Consider the following 20,471-nt stretch of genomic DNA (forward strand, 5'->3'; position numbering starts at 1 on the left):
CTTGATGGAGCGCCTCACCGGCCTATGAGCCATGTTGGTGTTTTTATTTATTATTTTGAATAGCTGCTTTGACAAAATCCCGGAATAACGGCTGCGGGCGATTTGGCCTGGAGGCAAATTCGGGGTGGAACTGGCTGGCTACAAACCATGGATGATCGGACAGCTCAATGATTTCAACAAGGCGTCCGTCCGGTGATGTGCCGCTAAACTTCAAGCCCGCCTCATTCATTTCTTTACGGTATTCATTGTTGAATTCGTAACGATGACGATGGCGCTCATATACAAGTTCCTGGTTATAGGAGTGATAGACGAGGCTATCTTTCTCCAATTTGCAAGGATACAGGCCGAGACGCATCGTGCCTCCAAGATTTTCAACATCCTTTTGATCCGGCAGAAGGTCAATGACAGGATTCTGTGTCGCCGGATTAATTTCTGAGCTGTTCGCATCAGATTTGCCAAGAATGTGACGGGCAAATTCAATAACCGCGACCTGCATGCCAAGACAAATTCCAAGGAAAGGGATTTTGTTTTCCCGCGCATATTTCGTCGCAGTGATTTTTCCCTCTACACCGCGGTCGCCAAAGCCGCCGGGTACGAGAATACCGTTCACCGAGCCGAGGAGTTCAGCGACGTTGCTTTCATCTATTTCTTCAGCATTGACCCATTTAATCTCTACATCCGAATCGTTTTCATAACCCGCATGATACAAGGCTTCCGCCACGCTTAAATAAGCGTCGTGCAGGGATACATATTTCCCGACAATGGCAATTGTCGTCTTTCCGGACAGATTCTGCACCTTATGAACAAGCTGCTTCCACTCGGTCATATCCGCTTCAGGGCAACGAAGATTCAGGTGTTTGCATACATAATCATCCAATCCCTGTTCTTTCAGCATAAGGGGTACTTCATAAAGTGTAACCGCGTCGGCCCCTTCGATCACTGCTTTCGGATCAATGTCGCAGAATAAAGCGATTTTATCCTTCATATCCTGTGATATGGGCTTTTCCGTCCGGCATACAATTACATTTGGCTGGATGCCGAGACTGCGCAATTCTTTCACACTGTGCTGGGTCGGCTTTGTTTTTAATTCGCCTGCAGCAGAGAGATAAGGAATTAACGTACAGTGGATGTACATGACATTTTCCCGGCCAACATCGCTTTTAATCTGGCGGATGGCTTCAAGAAACGGAAGGCTTTCTATATCCCCTACCGTACCTCCGATTTCCGTGATGACCACATCCGGGTTATTTTCACGTCCTGCCCGAAAAACACGTTCCTTAATTTCATTGGTGATGTGGGGAATGACCTGCACCGTACCGCCAAGGTAGTCACCGCGCCGCTCTTTCGTAATAACGGAGGAATATATTTTACCCGTTGTTACGTTGCTGTTGGAGTTCAGGTTAATATCGATAAACCGTTCATAATGCCCCAAGTCTAAATCCGTTTCCGCACCGTCTTCCGTTACGAACACTTCTCCATGCTGATAAGGACTCATCGTTCCCGGATCGACGTTGATGTACGGATCGAACTTTTGGATGGTGACCTTAAGGCCGCGATTTTTTAATAACCGGCCAAGGGAAGCGGCTGTAATCCCTTTTCCTAAAGAAGATACAACCCCACCGGTAACGAAAATATACTTTGCCATGCTATTAACCCCTCTTTCTTCACCCATTAAATACTTTTCCCAAAACCATATTCTCTATGAAAAGCAACAATAAAAAAAACAAAAGTTATCCCTAGCCGAATGTTCGGAAAGGGGCACTTTTGTTTTGGTTCGTTCATAACTTTTAAAGCCCAAAACGTATTTTATCGTTCCATCTATTCTATGTCAAGATGATCGTTAATCGAGGTCCTCGTCTTCCTCTGCATCTATTTCTTCTTCCTCTTCATCCTCAAATTCTTCGTCGGTCTCATCCACTTCATCATCATCGAAAGAATCCGGATCGGCTTCTATGTCTTGGTCATCCGTGTCGTCATCGTTCGTGCCGACCAGAATTGAATCGTAATCCGGTACTTCGTCCTCTTCATCATCGTAGTCGTCATCATCGTCATCGAGAACGAATTTGCCGCGGAGGGCACCCTCAGCCGATTCCTCCTGGGTTTCTACAAGATACCAGCGCTTCAATCCCCAGAGGTTTTCCCCTAAACAGATGAAACGTCCATCAAGGTTGATTTCAGTATATACCTGAGCGATCAAATCCATCGCTTCCTGGTCTGACAAGTTTTTTAAATCAGTGAGCTCTTTGTAAAGGTCACGGTAGTAATATGGCTTCTTGGCTTGCGCTAAGATGTTATAAGAAAGGTCCACCATCGCCATTTCTCTTACCTTTTCCGGTTCAAGGTTTAATGCATTGCTCAACCTCGGCACTTCCCTTCTCTCAGATAGATGTACTAAACGAATAAGCAGTATTAGCCAGTATTTCTTATTGTATACACAAACGCAGGCGAAAAGCAAGCACCGGGTAGCGGGAAAAAGCAAAAATAAACGGATTTCGATGCATCCGCGAACGTTTCCTTTGGGATGCTGGACGTCCGGACACCTGTGCTTAGTTCTATTAGATAATACACTGTGAATGAATATAATATACACATGCAGGAGGAACTTATCAGAAGAAAAAAACGAGAAGCGGGAATACCCGAGGCAATGCATTCCCGCTTCCTTGCAAGGGAAGATTTTGCAAAAATAAAAATGGTGCATTTCACTCCACGTATTACATGTTGCGGCGATACTGGCCGCCCACTTCATAGAGAGCGCCTGTGATTTGGCCGAGGCTGGCGACTTTGACGGTTTCCATGAGCTCGGCAAAGATGTTGCCGTTGCTGCGGGCTACTTCTTTTAAGCGTTTGAGCGCAGCAGGCGCCTCTTCTTTGTGTATTTCCTGGAAGGCACGCAGGTTGTTAATCTGCTGGATTTTTTCTTCTTCTGTCGCGCGGGCCAGTTCAATTTCATAATCGGCTTCGTCCGCGTTCGGGTTGATGAACGTGTTAACACCGACGATAGGAAGCTCACCATTATGCTTTTTCGTTTCATAATACAGCGACTCTTCTTGAATTTTACTGCGCTGGTACTGCGTCTCCATCGCTCCGAGCACGCCTCCGCGGTCACTGATGCGCTGGAATTCGGCAAGAACCGCCTCTTCCACAAGATCCGTAAGCTCTTCGATAATAAAGGAACCCTGCAGTGAATTTTCATTTTTGGCGAGGCCCAGTTCTTTGGTAATAATCATCTGAATCGCCATCGCACGGCGAACGGAATTCTCCGTCGGGGTCGTAATCGCTTCATCGTATGCGTTCGTGTGCAGTGAATTGCAGTTATCATAAATAGCCATCAACGCCTGCAGCGTAGTGCGGATGTCGTTAAAGTCCATCTCCTGCGCGTGCAGGGACCGCCCGGACGTCTGGATGTGGTATTTCAGCTTCTGGCTCCGTTCATTTCCCTGATACTTGTTCCTTATCACCGTCGACCAGATGCGGCGTGCAACCCGGCCAAGCACCGAATATTCGGGGTCCAGACCGTTGCTGAAGAAAAATGACAGGTTTGGTGCGAAATCATCGATATGCATCCCGCGACTTAAATAATATTCGACATACGTAAACCCGTTGGCCAGCGTAAAGGCCAATTGAGATATCGGGTTGGCGCCGGCTTCCGCAATATGGTACCCGGAAATACTAACCGAATAGTAATTGCGAACCATATTGTCAATAAAGTATTGCTGGATATCCCCCATCATTTTCAGGGCGAACTCCGTTGAAAAAATACACGTATTCTGCCCCTGGTCTTCTTTTAAAATGTCAGCCTGTACCGTACCGCGCACATTCTTTAACGTTGTTGCCCGAACGTTCGCCGTCTCTTCGGCATTCGGCTGGCGCCCGTTTTCCGCGGCAAATTTATCGAGCTGCTGCTGAATCGCCGTGTTCATATACATCGCAAGAATAATAGGGGCCGGTCCGTTAATGGTCATGGAAACCGAGGTAGAAGGATGGCACAGGTCAAATCCTGCGTACAGCTTATTCATATCCTCCAGGGTGCATATGCTTACCCCGCTGTTCCCGATTTTCCCGTAAATGTCCGGGCGGTAATCCGGATCTTCCCCGTACAGCGTCACACTGTCAAACGCCGTGCTTAAGCGCTTCGCGGCATCATCTTTGGAAAGGTAGTGGAAGCGGCGATTCGTACGCTCCGGGGTTCCTTCCCCCGCAAACTGGCGTTTCGGATCCTCCCCATCCCGCTTAAACGGAAATACGCCGGCAGTAAAGGGGAAATAACCCGGCAAGTTCTCTTCCATAGACCAGCGGAGAATCTCGCCCCAGTCTTCGAATTTAGGCAGCGATACCTTTGGAATTCTGGTTCCGGATAACGACGTTGTAAACAGATCCGTTTTGATTTCTTTATCGCGGACTTTAGTGATGAATTGATCGCGGCGGTATGCCTCTTTAATCGACTGCCAGTTTTCCAGTATTTTTTTGCTTTCCGGGTGAAGTTTGCCCTCATAGTAATCGATGCACTTGTCGATTTCCCGCATTAATTCGCCGGCAAGTTCCCCCTGCTGTTTTACGAATTCTTCTTTCGCGCCTTTTAACTGGAACAATTTCCGGGCAACCGCTACCTGCTGTTCGGTCATGCGTTTGTAATCGCGCACCGTGCTTACGATTTCAGCGAGATAGTGAACCCGTTCAGCCGGAATAATGTAGTTCTTCTTCGATTTTGGCAGGTGGGAAACTTCAAGTGATGCCTTCCATTCCTGTCCCGTTTTCTCCCCAACAATTCTCATCAAATTCACAAACAGCACGTCGGTTCCCGGGTCATTAAACTGACTGGCGATCGTCCCGTATACCGGAACGTCTTCATCATTTACCTCAAATAACGTACGGCTGCGCTTCCACTGCTTCTTCACATCGCGCAGCGCGTCTTCCGAACCACGGCGGTCAAATTTATTAATCGCAATAATATCCGCGTAATCAATCATGTCGATTTTTTCAAGCTGCGTGGCCGCGCCGAACTCACTCGTCATCACGTACATCGCGCAATCGCACACATCCATAATTTGCGCGTCGCCCTGTCCGATCCCTGACGTTTCAACCACAATAAAATCATAGCCTGCCGCTTTGACAATGCGGATGGCATCACCGATCGCTTGGCTTAATTCACTGTGGGAATTACGGGTAGCCAGTGAACGCATGTACACGCGCGGAGAGTTGATCGAATTCATGCGAATTCTATCCCCCAACAGAGCGCCGCCGGTTTTTTGCTTGGAAGGGTCGACAGAAAGAATGGCAATCGTTTTTTCCGGATACTGCTGTAGATAGCGACGTACCAGTTCATCTGTCAGCGAGCTTTTTCCCGCTCCCCCTGTCCCGGTAATGCCAAGAACCGGCACATTGTTTGCCTGGGAATCAATTTGTTCCAGAGCGGAAGCGGCCTCTTTATTCTGGTTTTCCACGTTATCTTCTGCCAGTGTAATCATATGGGCAACCGCATTCCAATTCTGCACGCTTAATTCACGAATTTCTCTTTCTACTTCTTTTTTTGTCGGGTAGTCGGTCTGCTCAATCATCAAATTAATCATTCCCTGCAGCCCCATTTTACGCCCGTCATCCGGTGAGAAAATACGAGATACACCATATTCATGGAGTTCACGGATTTCAGCCGGCACAATTACACCGCCGCCGCCGCCGAAAACTTTGATATGGGAGGCTCCCTTTTCTTTTAAAAGATCGATAATATATTTAAAGAATTCAACGTGTCCTCCCTGATAAGAAGTGATCGCGATTCCCTGAACATCCTCCTGCACCGCCGCATTGACGATGTCCTCTACGGAACGGTTGTGTCCCAGATGGATGACCTCCACACCGGAAGCCTGTAAAATTCGGCGCATGATATTAATCGTTGCATCATGCCCATCAAATAAACTGGCTGCTGTAACAAAACGAACATTATGCTTCGGACGATAAATAGCTGTTTCCATGCCGGTTCCCCCTCTTGCCCTTAGTAAAAACTCAACCTGTACTCGTAACCCGTTAGTCGCATGGGCTGACTCACTCGCTAATTCGTTGTTAGTTCACCTAAGATCAAAGACGTTTGAATGTTAATATATTGTTCAAGCGTGTAATGTTTTTGCAGACTCCAGCGGCGGAATGTCCACATCTCGCCAAGCACGACAATATTGTGGGCCATCAGTTTGACGGCGCTTTGCTCAATTTTCAACGAACCGTCCTGCATGCCGTGTTCCAGTATTTCCTCAAAAATAGCTGTAATTTCTTCTTCTTTGCCCAGAACGTAACGCATCGGTTCTTTAGGCAGTGACTTGATTTCCTGGTATATCAGCAGGACCCGATCCTGCATCTCATCCATTACGTGATAGAAACCTTTAATGGCGCTGCGCAGCTTCTCCACACCGCTGGTCGCATCCACGAGCACTTCCTTCAGCCGTTTCTCTACTTCCTGGTGAATTGCGTCGCATACAAGATAGAGCACGTCTTCCTTTGATTCAATATATTCATATAGCGTTCCAATACTGAAGCCGGATGCACGGGATATTTCTCTGGTGGTCGTTTTATGAAAGCCCTTTGAGATAAACAAACCGACGGCCGCTTCTACAATTTGTTCGCGCCGCTTCTCGATAAGTTTAGGGTCTTTCACCATTGATGGAATGGATTTTTTTTGCTGTGTCATCCTGCGACTCCTTTCATTTCAACGACCGAGCGTTCGGTCATACATCATGGAAAAAGAAAAGGCAAGAACTGCCTCTTCTTTCTCCTTATTATACATGGAAAGGATCAGTGAAACAACACTTGTCAGAAAGTTCCCTCACCAATGAGCACTTAGTCTTTCAAAAGATACCCGGAAATGACAAGGCGCTGAATTTCGTTTGTTCCTTCATAGATCTGTGTAATTTTCGCATCGCGCATAAACCGTTCTACCGGGTATTCGCGTGTATATCCGTACCCGCCGAATACCTGGACAGCCTCGGTTGTTACTTCCATTGCAGTATCCCCGGCGAAAAGTTTAGCCATGGCTGAGGCTTTTCCGTACGACAGTTTCTGGTCTTCTAAAACCGCAGCCTGATATGTGAGCAGGCGCGCTGCCTCCACCTTTGTTGCCATATCTGCTAATTTAAAGGCAATCGCCTGCTGCGAGGCAATAGGCTTGCCAAATTGATGGCGTTCCTTTGCATAAGCAACCGCATGAGTGAGTGCTCCGTCGGCAATGCCTACCGCCTGAGCTGCAATTCCATTGCGTCCGCCGTCAAGCGTCATCATCGCAATTTTAAAGCCCTGCCCTTCTTCCCCAAGCACATTCTCTGCCGGAACCCTGCAATCTTCAAAAATGATTTCCGTGGTCGCAGAGGAACGAATCCCAAGTTTCTTCTCTTTTTTGCCGACTTTAAAGCCAGGCATATCCTTCGTGACAATAAATGCCGTCTGTCCTTTATGCTTTAATTCCGGGGCGGTTGCGGCGAAAACAATATATACGTCAGCAAGCCCTCCGTTTGTAATAAAAATTTTGCTTCCATTGAGGATGTAAGAATCGCCATCCCGTTTGGCCACAGTTTTCATTCCAGCCGCATCGGAACCGGAACCGGGTTCTGTCAGGCAGTAAGCTCCCATCATTTTGCCTTCCGCCATTGGGCGCAGGTATTTCTGCTTTTGTTCTTCCGTGCCAAATTTATAAATTGGCCAGCAGCCGAGCGATGTATGGGCGGACAGCGTCACGCCTACCGAAGCATCAACGCGGGACAGCTCCTCTACGGTGATGACGTAGCTTAAGAAATCAAAGCCTGCACCGCCGTATTTTTCATCCCAGGGAATTCCTGTGAGGCCGAGTTCCGCCATCTTATAAAAGACTTCCATATCAAACCGTTCTTCCTCATCGCGTTCAGCAGCTTTCGGGGCCAGTTCATTCTCGGCAAAATCGCGCACCATTTTACGCATCATTTCATGCTCTTCTGATAATCTGAAATCCATGTTCTCCACTCCTGTTTTATATATTATTGAACTTATATATTATTGAAGAAGATGCTTGGTAATTACTATACGTTGAATTTCATTCGTTCCCTCATAGATTTGCGTCACCTTGGCATCGCGAAAAAACCTTTCAACCGGGTAATCCCGCGTATAGCCATATCCTCCGAATACCTGGATCGCTTCGGTTGCTACTTTCATCGCCGTATCCGAAGCAAAGCGCTTGGCCATTGAAGCCTGCATCCCGCATTTTTCCCCGCGGTTGCGCAAATCGGCCGCCCGATATAGAAGAAGCCTTGCCGCTTCCGTCTGGGCTGCCATATCGGCCAGCTTGAAGGCAATTGCCTGCTGGCTGGCAATGGGTTTACCAAACTGATGCCGTTCTTTTGCATAGGCAATCGCATGAGCGAGAGCGCCCTCCGCAATTCCAAGAGCCTGTGCCCCAATTCCAATGCGACCGACATCAAGATTGGCCATCGCGATCGTAAAACCCTCACCTTCTGCCCCCATCAAATTATCGGCCGGCACTTCCGCGTTATCAAAAATGAGTTCTGTTGTGTTTGATCCGTGGAGCCCCATTTTCTTTTCTTTCTTTCCAACGGAAAAACCTGGTGTATTTTTTTCGACAAGGAAAGCGGATATCCCTTTAATTCCTTTTGAAGAATCTGTGACGGCGAACGTAAGATACACATCGGCCGCTCCGCCGTTTGTAATGAAAATTTTGGAACCGTTGAGAATGTATTTATCCCCTTTTTTTACGGCAGATGTCCGAATGCGGCCCGCATCCGATCCGGCATTGGCTTCTGTCAGGGCAAAAGCCCCAATGTATTCACCAGCAGCAAGCCTCGGTACATACTTCTTCTTTTGTTCTTCTGAGCCAAAATAGACAATAGGATTTGTCACAATGGAAGTGTGAACAGAAAGAATCACTCCGACCGTAGGGCTCACCTTGGAAATTTCATTAATCGCCAAGATGTAGGAGATAAAATCGGCCCCAGACCCGCCCAATTCTTCGGGAATCGGGATTCCCATCAGCCCGTATGTTCCCATCTTTCGAATGAGTTCAAGCGGGTATTCATCGGTTTCCTCCATTTTTTCAATCTGCGGTGCAATTTCCTTCTGAGCGAAATCACGCACCATTTTTCGCATCATTTCCTGTTCTTCGGTTAAAAAAAGCTGCATGGTTTCCCCCCCTGCTTGTATTCATGGTGCTTCCTTGTAAAAGGTAAGGGTTTATTCTTTTTCTTTAGTTATACTGATAGAAGCCGCGACCGGATTTACGGCCGAGCCAGCCGGCTTTCACATATTTACGAAGCAGCGGGCAAGGGCGGTATTTCGAGTCTCCCAACCCTTCATGAAGGATCTCCATGATGTAAAGGCATGTATCCAGGCCGATAAAATCAGCCAGCGTAAGCGGACCCATCGGGTGGTTCATCCCAAGCTTCATCACTTCATCGATGGCTTCAGGTGTAGCCACACCTTCGTAGACACAGTAAATCGCTTCATTAATCATTGGCAAAAGGATGCGGTTAGATACAAAACCTGGGAAATCATTAACCTCCACCGCTGTTTTGTTCATTTTCTCCGACAGCGCGGCTACCGCTTGGTATGTTTCATCCGAGGTCGCCAATCCGCGAATCACTTCGATTAACTTCATAACAGGAACCGGGTTCATAAAGTGCATGCCGATGACTTGCTCCGGACGCCCGGTGACCGCCGCAATTTCTGTAATGGGCAGAGACGAAGTGTTGCTGGCAAGAATCGCATGGGCAGGGGCAAGCTCATCCAACTGCCTGAAAAGTTTCGATTTAACTTCCATATTCTCAATCGCAGCTTCTACGACGATATCAACCTCTTTGGCGTGCTCGATATCTGTTGACGGCTGAATCCGGCTTAAAACCGCCTGCATTTCCTCATCCGTTTTCCGCCCCTTCTCGACATCCCGGCTGAGGTTTTTGGTGATGACACTCAATCCCCGGTCAACAAACTCCGGTTTCAAATCATGCAAAACAACCTCAAGGCCTGCCTGGGCCGCCACCTGCGCAATTCCCGATCCCATCTGTCCTGCGCCAATTACCATCAATTTTTTAATTTCCATGTTCTCCCCACTCTCCTTTTTATTTAAAAAAGCTGTTTTTCTAATTCATACGCAGTGACCGTGTTATGCATGAACCTCAAGCAAAATCGCGTCGCCCTGCGCAGCACCGGAGCAAATCGCTGCTACTCCCAACCCGCCGCCACGCCGGCGAAGTTCGCTAATTAGTGTCATGGTAATACGCGCACCGCTGGCACCGATCGGATGACCAAGGGCGATGGCTCCTCCGTTGACGTTGACCTTCTCCGGATCCCAACCGACAATTTCTCCGCTCGTCAGCGTAACCGCGGCAAACGCTTCATTCACTTCAAACAGGTCAATCTCTTCGAGTAAACGACCCGTTTTCTTAAGCAATTTATTAATGGCAAGCCCTGGTGTTGTCGCAATGTACGGGGCTTCCTGCCCGACAGCGGCATGGCCGTGTATCGTGGCCAGCGGCTTAAGACCAAGCCCCCGGGCTTTATCTTCCGACATGACAACCAAGGCGCCGGCGCCGTCGTTTACTCCCGGGGCATTCCCCGCGGTAATCGACCCGTCTTTAGTAAAGACCGGGGCCAGCTTTGCGAGCTGTTCCAGCGTTGTCTCCCGGGGCGCTTCATCCGTATCCACGATCGCAGGCTCCCCCTTGCGCTGCGGCACTTCCACCGGGATAATTTCATCTTTGAACTTTCCTTGTTTTATTGCTTCCAGCGCCCGCTGCTGGCTGCGTAACGCCCACTCGTCCTGTGCCTGGCGGGAAATCTGATATTCAGCTGCCACATTGCTGCCATGAACGGCCATGTGCTGCCCGTCATACGCATCCGTTAATCCGTCATTGAGCATCGCATCGACTGCCTTCCCATCCCCCATTCTCATTCCCCAACGGACGTTTGGCAGGAGATAAGGGGCATTGCTCATGCTCTCCATTCCACCGGCAACAATGATATCTGCGTCACCTGCCCGGATAATCTGGTCAGCAAGCGTGACACTGCGCATCCCTGAAGCGCACACTTTATTGATGGTTTCCGTCTGCACTTCCCACGGTAAACCCGCTTTGCGGGCCGCCTGCCGTGAAGGAATTTGTTTCGCTCCCGCCTGGAGAACCATTCCCATGATGACTTCCTCAACCATTTCCGGAGAAATTCCTGCGCGCCGAACAGCCTCTTTAATTACAATCCCACCAAGATCAACTGCCTGCAGAGTTTTTAAAGCGCCTCCGAACTTCGCGAACGGAGTTCTTGCAAAGCTGACAATTACTGACTTCCTGGTCATATATTGGCCTCCTTAAGATGAGAAGGATATGCCGAGCGATTGCTCGGTCAGTTTGTAGTGATAAAAAAACCCGGCATAAATCTACCGGGCTATGCTGTTTTCACTTCTATTTTATCAACCTTCAATCAAATGCGATAGTACAATTTAGAGGGATTTTTCTAAAATTTCGACCATATCCAGAGTTTTTACCTGTTCATCGACTTCTTTGGCTTTGGTGCCATCTGACAGCATCGTCAAGCAGTACGGGCACGCGCTGCCAATCGTCGTCGGATTCACTTCAAGCGCTTGCTCTGTTCGGGCGATATTCACGCGGGTACCCTGGTGTTCCTCCTGCCACATCATTCCACCGCCGGCGCCACAGCACATGCTGTCGCAGCCGGAGCGTTCCATCTCTACAATGTTCATACCAGGTATTGCGGAAAGAATCCGGCGGGGGGCATCATATATTTCATTGTAACGTCCCAAATAGCACGAATCATGATATGTCACGCGTTCCTTGACCTCATGTACCGGCTGGAGGCGGCCTTCCTCAATCCATTTGGCAAGCAGTTCAGTATGGTGGTAAACCTCTACCCCTTCCAGACCAAAAACCGGATACTCATTTTTAAAGGTATTAAACGCGTGCGGATCCATCGTGACAATTTTGGTCACGCCGTATTTCTGGAAGTTTGCGATATTTTCCATCGCCAGCTCCTGGAACAGCATTTCGTTTCCGAGACGGCGGGCGGTGTCCCCGGAGTTCTTCTCCTCATTGCCGAGAATAGCAAATGTAATGCCGGCTTTATGCATGACGCGCACGAACGATTGGGTAATTTTGATGGTCCGGTTGTCAAAGGACCCCATAGAACCGACGAAGAACAGATATTCAAAGTCCTCGGTTTCCTTCACGGTAGGAACAAGCTCTTCCATTCCTTCCCGCCACTTAATCCGGTCCTTCCGGTTAATGCCCCACGGGTTACTCTGGCGCTCAATGTTGCTTAAGGCCCGCTGCGCGTCCGAAGGCATTTGGCCCTGGGTCATCACAAGATAGCGGCGCATGTCGATAATATGGCCCACATGCTCGTTCGCAACCGGGCACTGGTCTTCACAGTTGCGGCAGGTTGTGCAGGCCCACAGTTCCTCCTCCGTGATGACATCCCCAATGAGTTCCACATTATAGTCGATCGCTAACGCCGCAGACCCCTCGGTTGCAGCGGCTACTTCCGACGCTGCCCCCGCCGCCTGCATCGCCAGCAGGTTGCCTGTCGTATTTTTAAAGGCAAACGCAGGCATCCATGGGGTACGCGACGTAATGGCCGCCCCTTTTTCCGTTAAATGATCACGCATTTTCACAATTAAGTCCATTGGCGAGAGAGTTTTTCCCGTGCCCGCAGCCGGACACATACTTGTACAGCGCCCGCACTCCACACAGGCGTACAGGTCAATCAACTGCGTTTGCGTAAAATGCTCAATCCGTCCAACGCCGAACTCTTCTGCCCCTTCCTCTTCCAGCTTTTCGAAATCGATCGTGCTGAGGCGGCCGACCGGGCGCGATTTATCTTTCATCAGCCAATTGTACGGTGCGAAGATCAAATGCGCATGCTTGCCCTGTGGTACATACACAAGGAAGAATAGGAGCGTAAGCAGATGCACCCACCAGAAAAAGTAGAACACACCGGCAGCGGCTGCCGAGCCAATTGGAGAAAAAGCGGCGGCCAGGCTGGAAGCGATCGGTTGGGTCGAGTGGAACCCTATATGATCCGGATGCTGCCAGATGATTTCCATTGCTTCAGCAAACAGCGTGCTGACCATAAGAATGCCGATAAGCCAGATAACGAGGTTGGCTTTCCAACCGCGCTTCAGCCGTTTCAGCTTTTCAACATTCCGGCGATACCACGCATAGAAAACCGCCAGAAGAATAGCCACTACGACGATCTCCTGGAATAAAAGAAAATACGGGTAAGCCGAACCAAATGGAAGGTGAGAGCCCGGTTTTAACCCCTTCCAGATCAAGTCAATCGCCCCGAATTGGACGAGTAGAAAGCCGTAAAATAAAACCACGTGCATGGCACCGCTTTTGGAATCTTTTAATAATTTTTTCTGTCCAAAAACGTTCGTGAGAAATACATTTACACGTTTACCGGCATCTTCACGCAAATCGGCCGGCTTCCCGAGTTTAATAAAAGTGACCCGGCTGTACACAAGATGTGCAAACAGATAGAGCGCGTAACCGACAACCGCAAAGAAAAGAATCAGATTAAGCAGCGGCAAAAAGTTCATTCTCTCTCATCTCCTTGGCAGGGGCATAAATAGCCTAATAATAAAGAATAGTATAGATAATTATATCACGCTTCCGGAAAATTGTGAATGACTATTCAGTCAGAAGTGCTGGATAAAAAATAACCCCTTACATAATGAATATTCTATCTCTTTTATTCGATTCCTGCCAGTAAAAAAAATATCCACCTCTTTTTTGCTTCTGTATCTTTTGAAAAAAGGAATGATAAAGACACCCGAATTGATTTCGAGTGTCTTGGTTAGGTTAAAGCGAAAGCCGCTGATTACATTTTCTGCGGGGCAGAGACGCCAAGCAACCGCAGCGCATTCGCCAGTGTCGTTTGAACGGCTTTCATCAGAGCGAGACGCGCCTGGGTCAATCCCTCATCTTCGGTGATGACACGCTCGGCGTTATAGAAGCTGTGAAGCATGGAAGCAAGCTCGTGCACGTAGCGTACAATCCGGTGTGGAGCCAGCATTTCCGCTGCAGCAGCGATTTCCTGCGGGAAGGCACCGAGGTGCTTAAGCAGGTCAACTTCTTTCTCACTGGTTAGACGGATGAACTCCCCTTTATCCGGTTGAAAGGTAATTCCCTGTTCTTCTGCCTGGCGGAAAATACTGCAGATACGGGCATGCGCATACTGCACATAGAATACAGGATTTTCATTCGACTTGGACACGGCTAAATCCATATCAAAGTCAAGGTGCGCATCCTGGCTTCTCATCGTGAAGAAATACCTAGTCGCGTCGGTTCCGACTTCTTCCATCAGGTCGCGCATCGTAACGGCTTTTCCGGTCCGCTTGGACATCTTTACTTTTTCTCCGCCCTGGTACAGGCTTACCATCTGGTTGATAAGGACGACAAGCTGTTCCGGATTATGGCCGAGACACTGCATCGCAGCTTTCATACGCGGGATATACCCATGGTGGTCTGCCCCCCAAATGTTGATTAACTGCTCAAATCCGCGGCTGAATTTATTTTCGTGGTAGGCGATATCAGGCGTTAAATACGTGTACGTTCCATCCTGCTTAACGAGGACCCGATCCTTATCATCGCCAAATTCAGTGGATCGCAGCCAGGTGGCTCCGTCCTGTTCATATACGTAGCCGCGTTTCCGTAATTCTTCTACGCTTTGCTCGACAAGGCCCTGTTCATAAAGGGACGTTTCGCTAAACCAATCATCAAAATAAACCCGAAAATCGGCCAGGTCTTTCTTTATTTTCTCTAATTCTTTGTCCCTGCCCCAGTTGCGGAAGAAAACAAACCTCTCTTCCGGACTCATGTTCGCGTATTTGTCCCCATGCCGTTCAGCCAGTTCTTTTCCGAATTCGATAATGTCTTTGCCGAAATATCCATCTTCCGGCATCTCCATATCCCGGCCAAGCGCCTGAAAATACCGTGCTTCAATCGAGCGGGCCAGATTGACGATCTGATTTCCCGCGTCGTTAATATAATATTCCCGGGAAACATCATAGCCGGCCATATCGAGCACATTACAGAGGGCATCGCCAAACGCGGCGCCGCGGGCATGTCCAAGATGAAGGTCGCCTGTCGGATTCGCGCTCACGAACTCCACCTGTACTTTTTTCCCGCCTCCGGCATTGGTCTTCCCGTACGTTTCTCCTGCCTCTAAAATCTGGCCAATGACCCCGGTTAAGTAGCTATTGTCCATATAGAAGTTAATAAAGCCCGGACCGGCAATTTCAACTTTCGAGACGCTGGCCGCCTCCTTATTTAAATGCCCGACAATGGACTCTGCAATCTGGCGGGGGTTTTTCCGGGCAATGCGCGTCAACTGCATCGCAATATTCGTCGCATAATCCCCGTGTGATTTTTCTTTCGGTATCTCCAGTACGAAGTCCGGGATTTGTTCCGATTCTACCATCCCGGAAGCGACCACGGCCTGTTTGATTTCCTCGATGATTTTATTTTTGGTCTGTTCTACTATACTCATCGTATAGCCCCCCTCAATGTAAAATTTTGTTTACTTCCCTGGCAATGGAGCATTCCAGTTCATATCGGCCTATTTTTTGCTCATTCAAATAAAGGTCATACGACCAGGCACAGCTGCTTAACCATCCTTGTTCATCGTTTTTATAGCGAACATCTCGTGTGTCCGTCTCCATATGCATGGCACCTGCAGGGCCAATGTACGAACCGGCCGTTTTAACGCCCTTTCGGTACGAATGGCGCATCGTAACGGCTCCGTGACGAATCACGGTAATTTCATCCTCTTTCATTTTCAACGTTGTATTCGTTGTTCCTTCCTCTCCCGGCTCGACAAACTTAATATACCAGCCGTCTCCTGTTGCGTACAGCTGGCCTTCATACTGAATTTTATGTATATCAGGTGGAGCCATTCGAATCCGAAATGTGCTCACCATGCTAATCGTAACACGTTCAGCCACGGATTTTTTCAAGTTATCACCTGGTTTCAATCATTGCTTATTTTCGCGTATGAGAAAGTAAACCTTTCTCACACGCATAAGTGCAACTAAGGCTATCACCTGCGCCTGCGGCTTGGCGCTAGCCAAGTTTTCTTTAGCGGTATCCATTTTATAATAGTTACATTTTATATCGTGCCGGGCACTTTAGCAAACCCAGTAAGAAGTTGGGCTAAACGTTTTTTATTTTTGTTACTTCTTTCTTTGCAAGAAGCGTACACTGCCAGCGCGGCACTCGGTAGCAGAAAGAAAAACAAAAAATAAAAAGCGTTCAGCCCATCTCCCAACTAAGAGTGGAAAAAGACGCCGGTATGCCGGCGTCTACTCAGCTTTTAAATAACTTGTCCACTTCCATGAACTTGTCCATCGTTTCTCATGAAAAAATACTTACTTTACCATCGTTAAAATCACTTCACGAATCAATTTCGATGCGAGGATTTGCGTGCGTTCGGATTGGTCGAGGACGGGGGCGACTTCGACGAGGTCAAAGCCGACTACGTTAAGCTGTGCCAGAAGATAAATCGCTTCAATGGCTTCAGCCGATGTGATTCCGCCTGGCTCGGCTGTTCCGGTTCCCGGGGCAAATGCCGGGTCAACGGCATCAATGTCAAATGTAACGTAAACCGGGCGGCCTTTTAACTCATCGAGGCACTTTTTCAACGGCTCAACCACTTCGAATTTATACAGGTGCATATTGTCACGCGCGTAATCGAACTCCTCTTTCAGGCCGGAACGGATACCGAACTGGTACACATTCTCCGGCTTTACGTAATCGAGAGCACGGCGGATGATTGCGGAGTGGGAGAGCTGCTCTCCTTCCATTTCATGGCGCAAATCCGTATGGGCATCAATGTGTACAATCACTAAATCCGGATATTTCTCCGCCATCACCTTAATAGGCGCCAGGCTAACGAGATGCTCTCCGCCAAGGCCGATGGGAAATTTACCATCAGCCACAACTTTACGCACATAGCTTTCGATTTCTTCGAGGCTGCGATGAGCGCTTCCAAACGGCAGCGGGATATCACCCGCGTCAAAATACGCCACTTCTTTCAATTCACGGTCCGCATAAGGGCTGTAGTCTTCCAAATTAATCGACACTTCCCGTATGCGCGTCGGGCCGAAACGGGAGCCCGGACGAAAGCTTGTCGTCCAGTCCATCGGCATCCCATAGATCACGGCCTGGGCATTTTCATACGTGCTCTGCGCTTCAAAAAAAGCGTGTCCGCTGTAAGACGGATTAAAAAAATGCATAGTCATTGTAGTGCTGCTCCTTATTTCGTCATATCTTCCACAAATTTCGGAAGCACAAATGCCGCATGGTGAAGGCGCGGAGTGTAGTATTTCGTGTCAAGCTCAGGAATCGTATTCAAATCGACCGCTTCCGGATCATATTTCTTCGAGCCAAGGGTAAAGGTCCACATCCCGCTCGGATACGTGGGAATGTTGGCAATGTAAAGCTTCGTGATTGGGAATATTTCCTTCACATCGTGCATGACTTTGCGGATTAAATCCTCTTTAAACCACGGGTTATCCGTCTGCGCAACAAACATTCCATCGTCCTTCAGCGCCTCATAAATCCCCTGGTAGAAACCGCGCTCAAACAGGGGAGCTGCAGGACCAACCGGTTCTGTGGAATCCACCATAATCACATCGTACAGGTTCTTACTTTTTACAATGTGCATAAATCCGTCATCCACTTTTACTTCTACACGCGGGTTATCAAGTTCGCCGGCAATGCTCGGGAGATACTTTTTCGAGTATTCGATAACTTTTCCGTCGATTTCAACGAGGGTTGCCTTCTTTACTTTCTTATGTTTAAGTATCTCACGAATCGCTCCGCCGTCTCCACCGCCAACAACGAGTACGTTTTCGGGATTGGGGTGCGTATTCAGTGCAGGGTGAACGACCATTTCATGATAAACAAATTCATCCACCTCTGACGTCATCACCATTCCGTCGAGGAAGAGCATATTGCCAAACTCCGGAGTTTCCACCATATCCAGCTTTTGAAATTCCGTTTGTTCTGTATGTAAAGTTTTATTCACTTCAACTGTGATTCCAAAATGATCCGTTTGTTTTTCCGTGTACCACATTCCACCCATTATCTTTCGTCCCCTTCCTTGTTCCTTTTGTAAGAAACGATTATATTTCAAGCCATGTTCAATTATAGTAAGACCCACATTAAAAATCAAAGATTACTTTTCGAACGGCCCATTGTGAGCCCTGTTTTATTCTTTCCTTCCTTAGAGACTATCATCCGTATAGATTCTACTAAAATAACCCATACTATCTTTTAAAGAAAACTTTTGCTAGCGCCAAGCCGAAGAAGCTGGCGCACATGATAGCTCTAGTTGCAGTGTAGGGGGTCTTCCCAATGGAAATTATTCAGGAAAATCAGCTTGTACGCTGGTTCAAAATTTTAAAAAAAGCATTTCGATACGGACTTATTGCCTTTATGGTAACAGCCATTCTTTTTGGTGTTTTCCTTCTTTATTTGCGTTCTCAGCCGCTTCCGCCTATGCCAATCAACGAAACGACAACGATGTACGGAAGCGGCGGCCAGGTGATTGCCACGCTGTATAAAGGGGAAAATCGCACGTTTGTCCCGCTGAGTAAAATTCCTGTCTATGCGCGAGAGGCCACCGTCGCGATTGAAGACCGCAAATTTTATACCCATACCGGGTTTGACTTTAAGCGAATCGCAGGGGCTGCTTTAACCGATATATGGCATATGTCCAAACTGGAAGGCGCAAGTACGATTACGATGCAGCTTGCGCGGAATCTTTACTTAAGCCAAGACAAAACCTGGTCGCGAAAATGGAAGGAAGCAATCCTCACGATGCAGCTGGAGTTAAACTATTCGAAGGCGCAGTTGCTTGAGCTGTACATGAATCAAATCTATTACGGGCACGGGGCGTACGGTATACAGGCGGCAGCCAAAACCTACTTTGGTAAAAACGCATCCGACCTTTCCCTGGCTGAAGCGAGCATGCTGGCCGGTTTACCCAAGGGCCCTAAATATTATTCGCCTCATCTGAATATGAACGCGTGCAAAGAACGGCAGGGATTCGTGCTTGCCGCAATGGTAAACACAAAGTTTATTACCGCACAGCAGGCGAAAGAGGCACGCTTACAGCCGCTTCATATTATCCCGCTCAAAACAAGGGATACCGTAATCGCCCCCTATTTTCGTGATTATGTAGCGAAAATGGTGATGGAAAAATACCATATTGATAAGGATACGCTGGAACACGGCGGGCTGAAAATTTATACTACGCTCGATCCGGATATTCAGCAAAAAGCCGAGAACACGATTAAAAAATACATGCCGACCAACCGGCCGCTCCAAGCTGCGCTCATTTCAATGGACCCGCAAACCGGTTACATTCGCGCGATGGTCGGGGGGACAGACTATGCGAAAACACAGTTCAATCGCGCACTGGCCCACCGGCAGCCCGGTTCTTCGATTAAGCCAATCCTTTACCTGGCTGCCCTGGAGAACGGGTTTACATCGCTTACTAAAATAAAAAGCGAACCGACCGTTTTTACATTCGGTAAAGATCATAAGCAGACGTACATGCCAGGGAATTTTGGCGGCCAGTATGCTTATGACTATATTGATATGGAGCAGGCCATTGCCCGTTCCGATAACATTTACGCCGTGCAAACCAATATGACGATCGGTCCCGATAAAATGGTAAATATGGCTAAGCGGGTGGGAATTCAATCTCCTTTCAAGCCTATTCCTTCTATTGCACTCGGCACCGATCCTGTTACCCCCCTTGAGATGGTTCAGGCCTTCTCTGTACTGCCGAATCAGGGAAAAAGGGTCGATCCGATTGCGGTTCAAAAGATCGTAGACCGGGACGGGAATGTACTGGTTGACAGTCAACCGTATACACAGCAGGTGGTAAGTCCGGAAAATGCTTTTATCCTCACACATATGATGGAGAGCGTCTTTGCAAACGGAGGGACAGCCTACCGGGTATACGACATGCTTGAAAGGCCTGTAGCCGGGAAAACGGGAACAACCGATTATGATGCCTGGCTGACCGGCTTTACTCCTCAGTTGCTTACAAGCGTGTGGGTCGGCTACGATGACAACCGAAAAATCGACCCGTTTTATGACGGAAGGCTTGCCGCGCCGATATGGGCCGACTTTATGGGACAAGCGCTGAAAGACAAACCAAAGACAATGTTTGCTATCCCGCCCGGCGTCATTTCCGCCTATGTTGACCCGGTCAGCGGGGAACTGGCGACGAACGCCTGCCCCAACCAAAAACTTATGTATTTTATCCCGGGTACAGAACCGACGGAATACTGCAAGATTCACCCCGCGAAACCCGAACAAACAACTGTAAAGAAAAAATCATTCTGGGAGAGGTTTAAGTTCTGGTAACAACATGCTCTAAAGCTAAATTTGAAGAGGCTGCCCCTTAAGTCATAAAACGACTGCGGA

At 48.3% G+C, this 20,471-nt stretch carries 14 protein-coding genes; 1 reads left to right on the top strand and 13 read right to left on the bottom strand.

Features of this window, described 5'->3' with window-relative positions; all coding sequences use genetic code 11:
- Positions 1-43 precede the first annotated feature (43 nt).
- From H525_RS0104685 to speE, 13 genes are all read right to left on the bottom strand, one after another.
- Complete coding sequence (locus tag H525_RS0104685) at positions 44-1,645, bottom strand: CTP synthase (protein WP_027415241.1); 1,602 nt, start codon at positions 1,643-1,645, stop codon at positions 44-46.
- Positions 1,646-1,840: 195 nt separating this feature from the next.
- Entirely contained in the window at positions 1,841-2,368 is a 528-nt protein-coding gene (rpoE, locus tag H525_RS0104690) for a DNA-directed RNA polymerase subunit delta (RefSeq protein WP_342664270.1), read from the bottom strand.
- A 343-nt stretch (positions 2,369-2,711) separates the two neighbouring features.
- On the bottom strand, positions 2,712-5,966 hold the full coding sequence (gene icmF / locus H525_RS0104695; RefSeq protein ID WP_027415243.1) for a fused isobutyryl-CoA mutase/GTPase IcmF: 3,255 nt from the start codon (positions 5,964-5,966) through the stop codon (positions 2,712-2,714).
- 77 nt (positions 5,967-6,043) lie between these two features.
- Entirely contained in the window at positions 6,044-6,673 is a 630-nt protein-coding gene (locus H525_RS0104700) for a TetR/AcrR family transcriptional regulator (RefSeq protein WP_027415244.1), read from the bottom strand.
- A gap of 149 nt (positions 6,674-6,822) precedes the next feature.
- On the bottom strand, positions 6,823-7,965 hold the full coding sequence (locus H525_RS0104705; protein ID WP_027415245.1) for an acyl-CoA dehydrogenase: 1,143 nt from the start codon (positions 7,963-7,965) through the stop codon (positions 6,823-6,825).
- A 39-nt stretch (positions 7,966-8,004) separates the two neighbouring features.
- The gene (locus H525_RS0104710; RefSeq protein WP_027415246.1) at positions 8,005-9,144 is read right to left on the bottom strand and encodes an acyl-CoA dehydrogenase; all 1,140 of its coding nucleotides are present in this window, start codon (positions 9,142-9,144) and stop codon (positions 8,005-8,007) included.
- A gap of 64 nt (positions 9,145-9,208) precedes the next feature.
- A complete protein-coding gene (locus H525_RS0104715) occupies positions 9,209-10,060 on the bottom strand; it encodes a 3-hydroxybutyryl-CoA dehydrogenase (RefSeq protein ID WP_027415247.1) in 852 nt (283 codons plus the stop codon).
- 63 nt (positions 10,061-10,123) lie between these two features.
- Positions 10,124-11,308, bottom strand: coding sequence for an acetyl-CoA C-acetyltransferase (locus H525_RS0104720; RefSeq protein ID WP_027415248.1), 1,185 nt, complete (start codon positions 11,306-11,308; stop codon positions 10,124-10,126).
- Between the two features lie 144 nt (positions 11,309-11,452).
- On the bottom strand, positions 11,453-13,567 hold the full coding sequence (locus H525_RS0104725; RefSeq protein ID WP_027415249.1) for a (Fe-S)-binding protein: 2,115 nt from the start codon (positions 13,565-13,567) through the stop codon (positions 11,453-11,455).
- 281 nt (positions 13,568-13,848) lie between these two features.
- Positions 13,849-15,519 (bottom strand): arginine--tRNA ligase, encoded by a 1,671-nt coding sequence (gene argS / locus H525_RS0104730; protein ID WP_027415250.1) that lies wholly within the window; start codon positions 15,517-15,519, stop codon positions 13,849-13,851.
- A 13-nt stretch (positions 15,520-15,532) separates the two neighbouring features.
- Positions 15,533-16,003: a YwiB family protein gene (locus H525_RS0104735; RefSeq protein WP_211236971.1), complete on the bottom strand. Its 471-nt coding sequence runs from the start codon at positions 16,001-16,003 to the stop codon at positions 15,533-15,535.
- Between the two features lie 393 nt (positions 16,004-16,396).
- Positions 16,397-17,263, bottom strand: coding sequence for an agmatinase (gene speB / locus H525_RS0104740; protein WP_035099997.1), 867 nt, complete (start codon positions 17,261-17,263; stop codon positions 16,397-16,399).
- Between the two features lie 20 nt (positions 17,264-17,283).
- Positions 17,284-18,114, bottom strand: coding sequence for a polyamine aminopropyltransferase (speE, locus tag H525_RS0104745; protein WP_027415253.1), 831 nt, complete (start codon positions 18,112-18,114; stop codon positions 17,284-17,286).
- A 272-nt stretch (positions 18,115-18,386) separates the two neighbouring features.
- Here speE and H525_RS0104750 point away from each other — a divergent pair, with 272 nt between their 5' ends.
- Complete coding sequence (locus H525_RS0104750; protein WP_027415254.1) at positions 18,387-20,411, top strand: transglycosylase domain-containing protein; 2,025 nt, start codon at positions 18,387-18,389, stop codon at positions 20,409-20,411.
- Positions 20,412-20,471 lie beyond the last annotated feature (60 nt).

It is taken from the genome of Aneurinibacillus terranovensis DSM 18919, from assembly GCF_000430625.1.
GTDB lineage: Bacteria > Bacillota > Bacilli > Aneurinibacillales > Aneurinibacillaceae > Aneurinibacillus_B > Aneurinibacillus_B terranovensis.

Bases quoted from the DNA above. Each gene is read 5' to 3' on its own strand.
- H525_RS0104685 (WP_027415241.1), bottom strand. From the start codon at position 1,645: ATGGCAAAGTATATTTTCGTTACCGGTGGGGTTGTATCTTCTTTAGGA.
- icmF (WP_027415243.1), bottom strand. From the start codon at position 5,966: ATGGAAACAGCTATTTATCGTCCGAAGCATAATGTTCGTTTTGTTACA.
- H525_RS0104700 (WP_027415244.1), bottom strand. From the start codon at position 6,673: ATGACACAGCAAAAAAAATCCATTCCATCAATGGTGAAAGACCCTAAA.
- H525_RS0104705 (WP_027415245.1), bottom strand. From the start codon at position 7,965: ATGGATTTCAGATTATCAGAAGAGCATGAAATGATGCGTAAAATGGTG.
- H525_RS0104710 (WP_027415246.1), bottom strand. From the start codon at position 9,144: ATGCAGCTTTTTTTAACCGAAGAACAGGAAATGATGCGAAAAATGGTG.
- H525_RS0104715 (WP_027415247.1), bottom strand. From the start codon at position 10,060: ATGGAAATTAAAAAATTGATGGTAATTGGCGCAGGACAGATGGGATCG.
- H525_RS0104720 (WP_027415248.1), bottom strand. From the start codon at position 11,308: ATGACCAGGAAGTCAGTAATTGTCAGCTTTGCAAGAACTCCGTTCGCG.
- H525_RS0104725 (WP_027415249.1), bottom strand. From the start codon at position 13,567: ATGAACTTTTTGCCGCTGCTTAATCTGATTCTTTTCTTTGCGGTTGTC.
- argS (WP_027415250.1), bottom strand. From the start codon at position 15,519: ATGAGTATAGTAGAACAGACCAAAAATAAAATCATCGAGGAAATCAAA.
- speB (WP_035099997.1), bottom strand. From the start codon at position 17,263: ATGCATTTTTTTAATCCGTCTTACAGCGGACACGCTTTTTTTGAAGCG.
- speE (WP_027415253.1), bottom strand. From the start codon at position 18,114: ATGGGTGGAATGTGGTACACGGAAAAACAAACGGATCATTTTGGAATC.
- H525_RS0104750 (WP_027415254.1), top strand. From the start codon at position 18,387: ATGGAAATTATTCAGGAAAATCAGCTTGTACGCTGGTTCAAAATTTTA.